5 protein-coding genes are annotated in these 6,246 nt (G+C 36.4%); 2 read left to right on the forward strand and 3 right to left on the reverse strand.

Annotation, left to right across the window (positions count from 1 at the left end; genetic code table 11):
* Nucleotides 1–107: 107 nt before the first annotated feature.
* The 3 genes from ABID46_RS12605 to dnaN all read right to left on the reverse strand — a co-directional run bounded on the left by ABID46_RS12605 (nt 108) and on the right by dnaN (nt 4,263).
* A complete protein-coding gene (locus tag ABID46_RS12605) occupies nt 108–530 on the reverse strand; it encodes an META domain-containing protein (protein WP_354510657.1) in 423 nt (140 codons plus the stop codon).
* A 72-nt stretch (nt 531–602) separates the two neighbouring features.
* The gene (gene pheT, locus ABID46_RS12610; RefSeq protein ID WP_354510659.1) at nt 603–3,038 is read right to left on the reverse strand and encodes a phenylalanine--tRNA ligase subunit beta; all 2,436 of its coding nucleotides are present in this window, start codon (nt 3,036–3,038) and stop codon (nt 603–605) included.
* A 106-nt stretch (nt 3,039–3,144) separates the two neighbouring features.
* A complete protein-coding gene (dnaN, locus tag ABID46_RS12615; RefSeq protein ID WP_354510661.1) occupies nt 3,145–4,263 on the reverse strand; it encodes a DNA polymerase III subunit beta in 1,119 nt (372 codons plus the stop codon).
* Nucleotides 4,264–4,601: 338 nt separating this feature from the next.
* Between dnaN and ABID46_RS12620 the strand changes: the two genes are divergently transcribed.
* Together ABID46_RS12620 and ABID46_RS12625 are read left to right on the forward strand one after the other, a co-directional pair.
* Complete coding sequence (locus ABID46_RS12620; RefSeq protein ID WP_354510663.1) at nt 4,602–5,117, forward strand: META domain-containing protein; 516 nt, start codon at nt 4,602–4,604, stop codon at nt 5,115–5,117.
* Between the two features lie 35 nt (nt 5,118–5,152).
* Nucleotides 5,153–5,812, forward strand: coding sequence for an NAD(P)H-binding protein (locus tag ABID46_RS12625; RefSeq protein ID WP_354510665.1), 660 nt, complete (start codon nt 5,153–5,155; stop codon nt 5,810–5,812).
* The last annotated feature ends 434 nt before the right edge of the window (nt 5,813–6,246 follow it).

A 6,246-nucleotide genomic window follows, 5' to 3' on the forward strand; every position in this document is an offset into this window, starting at 1 on the left:
ATTTAGATAAAAATACTAAAGTATTTGAATGATTTATAATGGATTACCTCAATATAAGAATATGTATAAAAAAACCTTGGTTATCTAACCAAGGTTTTTTTATTTCATTATTTCTTTTTGAAACGCATCAAAAGTATTTTATCTTGATAGAGTTTCAATTCATTATTGGCAACTTCGTATCCATTTACTTGAGATAACAAATCCAAAAAGGCTTGTTCTCCTTCCATTTCTGGGCATGCCATCATGGTCGAGCCAGCTTGACCAAATTTGATACTTTCTGGAAGCAACGTCACATTGGCAAAATAACGATTACAACCCGCAAAACCTACAGCTTGTAGTCCATTGGTTCTGTCAAAATTCATAGAGACCTCTTGATTGTTGAAACTTACAACCGTTCCATTTTCATCTTGTAGCAACCAAGTATTGGATTCAAGCATTTGTTTAACACTATTGAAATCTGTTACGGCTGTTGTTTTACAAGATTGGAAGGCCAAACTTCCGATGACCAATAAAGCAAATAGTTTTTTCATCGTTTCAATTTTTAGAAGAATTCAACAACAATCTTTTGTCCAGATTTGTGCTGCATCCCAGTTTATAACCTATTAATTACGCAATTCTGCGTTAAATTTCTCTTGAAAGTTACGAATTAATTTATTCATCACCTCATCAATTTCAACATCACTCAATGTTTTTTCCTCATTCAAAAGAGTGAAACTCATGGCGTAAGATTTCTTTCCTTCTGGTAATTTATCGCCTTCGTAAACATCAAATAATTGAACTGATTTTACTAATTCCAATTTCATTTCTTGTGTGGAAGCAAATAAATCTTGGTACACAATTGATTTTTCTAGTAACAAAGCCAAATCACGTTTTACTGCAGGAAATTTTGAAATCTCTTTGTATTTCAATTGGAATTCTGAAGCAATTTTCACCATCAAATCCCAATTCAATTCAGCAAAGAAAACTTCTTGAGAAACATCCATTTTTTTCAAAACAGGTTTCGAAACGATTCCCAAAACTCCAATTTCTTGACCATTGATTTCTAAGGAAAGCGCATCAGAATAGGTAGAATTTACAACAGGTTTTTCTGTCAAATCCGTAATGCCAATGCGTTTCATAATTTCCATTACAATCCCTTTTAAGGTATAGAAATTGGTTTTAATAGCCGGATTTGCCCAGTTGTCAGAGGTTTTGTTTCCCGAAAGCACAATAGCCAAACGGTATTTTTCATCAAAGCCTTTTTTCTCTTTGTTGTAAATTTTTCCAAATTCAAATAATTTGATGTTGGAATTTTTACGATTAAAATTATAGGCAACATTCTCCAACAAACCTGGCATCATGGATTGACGCATCAACGCCAAATCTGAACTCAAAGGATTTAGTAATTTCACTTCTTTGGATTCGTCCAATCCGAAGATTTGCTGATAATCTGCTTTCACAACCGAATTGTTCATCGCTTCGTGGAATCCTAAAGAAACCAAAGTTTGTGCCACAGCATTTTCAATTCGTTGTGGATTTTTCTCTTCATTTTTCACTGCTGAGAACGAAATTTTCTCTGGCGTTTTGATTTTATTGTATCCGTAAATACGTAAAATTTCTTCTATAATATCGACCTCACGTTGAACATCGGCACGATACGGAGGAATCGAAACTTCCAAAGTCTCATTAGACTCCGAAATGATTTGGATATCCAAGGATTCCAAAATCTTTTTGATTTGCTCTCTGTGCAATTTTTCTCCCAAAAGTTGATCGATTTTATGGTAACGAACCACTGTTTGAGTATGTGCAATTGGAGTAGGATAGATGTCCAAAATTTCTCCCACTACTTTCGCATCTGCATGAGCTGCCAAAAGAATCGCTGCTTTTTTCAAAGCGATAATGGCCATATTAGGGTCAACTCCTCTTTCAAATCGGAAAGAAGAATCTGTATTGATGGTATGAAATTTTGAAGATTTACGAACCGAAACCGGATTGAAATATGCACTTTCCAAGAAAATACGTTTCGTAGAATCGCTAACGCCAGAATCTGCTCCACCGTAAACTCCTGCCATACACATTCCGCCTTTGGCATCACAAATCATCAATTCTGTTCCGTTTAATTCACGCTCAACCCCATCCAAAGTTTTGAATTTCGTTTTTTCTGGTAAAGTTTGAACGATGATTTTTTGATCGGCAATTTTGTCTGCATCAAACGCATGCAAAGGTTGTCCTAAATCATGTAAGATATAATTGGTAATATCCACCACATTGTTGATCGGATTCAATCCAATCGTTTTCAAACGATCTTGTAACCATTCTGGTGAAGGTTTGATGGTGACATTTTCCAAATATAGACCAGCATATCGCGGTGCTAATTCTGGATTTTTGACTTCTACTTGAATAGGATTTTTACCTGAATTTCCCAAAGATTCAAATTCCTCAACATTGGGAGGCATTAATTCTCCTTTTATTTTTAGCACATTCAAGGCTGCGTTTAAATCACGTGCAACCCCAAAATGACTCATGGCATCGGTGCGATTGGGCGTCAATCCAATTTCAATCAAGGTATCGGCAGTTGGTTTTTTGATCAATTCCGAAATAGGCGTTCCCACTTTGTAAGCAGGTTCCAAAACCCAAATTCCATCATTGTTTTCACTTACACCCAATTCTGCTTCTGAACAAATCATACCCGAAGAATCCACTCCACGAAGTTTTGCTTCTTTGATGGTAAAGGATTTTCCGTCTGGTGAAGTCAAGACTGTTCCAACGGTAGCCACGGGAACTTTTTGTTCTTCTTCAATATTGGGAGCGCCACAAACGATTTGCAAATGTTCACCTGTTCCAACATCCACCATTGCGACACGCAATTTGTCCGCATTGGGATGTTTTTCCAAAGAAATTACTTTCCCAACTACAACTCCTTCTAAGTTATGATTTCCCGATCCTGTTTGTTCAATTCCTTCAACTTCCAAACCTGTATTGGTCAGGATCTCACCGATTTTTTGAACTTCCAAATCCGTTTTGATAAACGAAGAAAGCCAATTGTATGATATTTTCATTTTTTATTAAAAAAGAATTTTGCTTTTCGCAATTTTTTAGCTTGTAAAGATTAAAGTCTAAAAGTCTTAATACTTAATAGTTAATACTTTGTACTTGATACTTTACTTAAGCATTCAACATCACAGGCATTACCAACATCAAGATTTCTTCTCCATCTTCCAAACCATCGATTGGTTTGATGATACCTGCACGGCTTGGCTCAGACATTTCAAGAGTGATATCGTCAGACTGTAGATTGTTCAATACTTCAATCAAGAATTTAGAATTAAATCCAATTTGCATATCAGATCCATTGTAATCACATGGTAGACGTTCTTCCGCTTTGCTAGCGAAATCCAAATCTTCTGCATTGATTGTTAAGGAACTTCCTGATAATTTCAAACGAACTTGATTCGTGGTTTTGTTAGAGAAAATTGCCACACGTTTCAATGACGTCAAGAACAAATTACGGTTGATGGTCAAAACGTTCGGATTTTCTTTTGGAATAACCGCTTCGTAGTTCGGGTATTTTCCATCGATCAAACGACAAGTTAACACGATGTTTTTAAACGAAAAACGAGTATTGGTTGGATTATGTTCGATGGTTACATCTTCACCGCTTCCAGAAAGAATGTTTTTCAACAAGTTCAATGGTTTTTTCGGCATGATGTATTCCGTAGCTTCATTGGAACCTAAATCGGTACGTGTATACTTCACCAAACGGTGCGCATCTGTTGCAACGAAACGGAAGTTATCTTGAGACGCTTGGAAGAAAACCCCAGTCATTACAGGACGCAATTCGTCGTTTCCTGTTGCGAAAATGGTTTTTGCAATCGCTTCCGACAAAATTCCAGCTTGCATGGTTGACGTACTTGCATCTTGAACATCGGGAGTTTGCGGATACTCATCTGCAGATTCCAACGCAATTTGATAATTTCCTTGTTCTGAAACGATTTCCATCAAATTCGCTTCTTTCTGAATGAAAGTCAAAGGTTGATCTGGGAACGTTTTTAACGTGTCGGATAAGATTTTCGATGGAACTGCGATTTTCGCTTGGTTTTCTGATTCCACTTCCACAATCGTAGAAATGGTAGTTTCCAAGTCAGAACCCGTGATTTTCAATTGGTTTCCGTCTAATTCGAAAAGAAAATTATCTAAAATAGGTAATGTATTGTTGGAATTAATTACCCCGCTAATTAGGTTCACATTTTTAAGCAAATTACTGCTAGATACGATGAATTTCATCTGGTCTAAATTTTAATTGTTCTTAATGGACAGATGGAATGTACAAAAGCTAAAATCCTTGTCAACCATATAGTTTAGGCTATTGGAAAAGGAATTTCTTCTAGTACATTTCATACGTTTTTGACTTTTCTAAATACTAATGGACAAAAATAAATCTTTTATGCTGATTGCAAAGAATTTTGTCGAATTGTTATGAACATTTTTGCCCTTTTTCGTTAATAAATCAACGATTTCATTCTTTTTTCTTCTTATACATCCAATCCTTTCGAAATCCTTCTAAACAACCCAAAGGATTTAGAAGAATTGAACTAAATTAGCAAAACCAAAAACGTATTCACATGAAAAAAATAGTTTTTATTGGAATCTTGATGGCTTTTATGGGCCTTCAAAGTTGCGAAAGTTCAAAGCCGATGACCGAAAAAGAAAATAACACCGAATCCACAATCAATACCGCTGAAAGCTCTTCATTGGTGCAGCCTTCCGAACCTTTGTTGGGCAAATGGCAACTGGAATACATGAACCCAATATTGGGCAAAGACATCAATCATTACAAAATCCAGAAACCCTATTTGAACTTTGTGGACAAAGAAAAAGTAGCTGGAAACAATGGCTGTAACAACATTGCCGGTTCTTATGAGTCAGACGATCGTAAGATTCATTTTCCAACCCAGAAATTTGGTGCGACGCGTATGTTTTGTGAAGGAGTAGACGAAGCAGCTTTTTTAAAGGGTTTGGCCAAAACAACACATTATGCTGTGATGGATGATGGACAAAAACTCGTTCTGAATGGCGATGATATTGTCATGTTGACTTTCAAAAAAATTGTGGAAAAACAAGAATTGCCAACCCAATAAAACCTTGGAGTTCTTTCCAACAAACTTAAAATTAGATGAAAGCAATTGTCATTGGTGCAACAGGAGCAACCGGAAAAGAAGTCGTCGATCTTTTATTGAAAGATGTGTACTTTACCGAAGTCATTCTATTTGTTCGTCGAACTCTACCTCGAACTCATGAGAAATTAACAGTTTATGAAATCGATTTTGATAATCCAAGCGAATGGCAATCACTCGTGCAAGGAGATGTTTTGTTTTCATGTTTGGGAACGACTTTGAAAGCAGCCGGAAGCAAAGAAGCCCAATGGAAAATTGACCATGATTATCAATTAACATTTGCGCAAATCGCCAAACAAAATGGCGTTTCAACTTATGTTTTGGTTTCTTCTGCAATGGCGCATCCAGACTCTTCTTTTTTCTATATGAAACTCAAAGGAAAGCTTGAAGAAGCGGTCAAAGCCTTGGATTTCGAACGTACGCTTATTTTTCAACCCCCGAGTTTGATTCGAGAGAATTCCGATAGACTAGGAGAGAAGTTCGGAGTGAAAATCCTCCAATTTCTCAACCAATTCGGCATCGCCAAAAAACAAAAACCATTGCATACAAAAGACTTAGCAGCCTCCATGGTAGAACACGCCAAAGGAAACAAAAAAGGATTGCAAGTCTTTACACCCAAAGCTCTATATCCATATGTCATTTTGAGCGCAACGCAGTGAAGTCGAAAAATCTAAGATTCTTCATTCTGCTTCGCGCCATTCAGAATGACAATCCACTCCTTTGTCATTGCGATCCCGAATGTCATTGTGATCCCGAATGTTATTGCGATCCCGAATGTCATTGCGAGGAACGAAGCAATCTAGAGAAATCTACTCACAAAAAATTTTCCTTTCCCCAACCCTAAAGGGTGAGAAAATTTATTTGCTTAAACCTTTGCGAAACTTTGCGTAATAAAAAACCACATAGATACATAGAAACTCTGAAAATTTTACAGTCGTGGATAGTGAACTTCGTTCCATAGAATTTCATGTTCTAATCACCTTAATTTCCTTAATGTTAAAAAAAAACTAGTCACACTAAATTTTCCTTTCCCCAACCCTAAAGGGTGAGAAAATTTATTTGCTTAAACCTTTGCGAAACTTTGCGTAATAAA

The organism is Moheibacter stercoris (assembly GCF_040545805.1).
Taxonomy (GTDB): Bacteria; Bacteroidota; Bacteroidia; order Flavobacteriales; family Weeksellaceae; genus Moheibacter; species Moheibacter stercoris.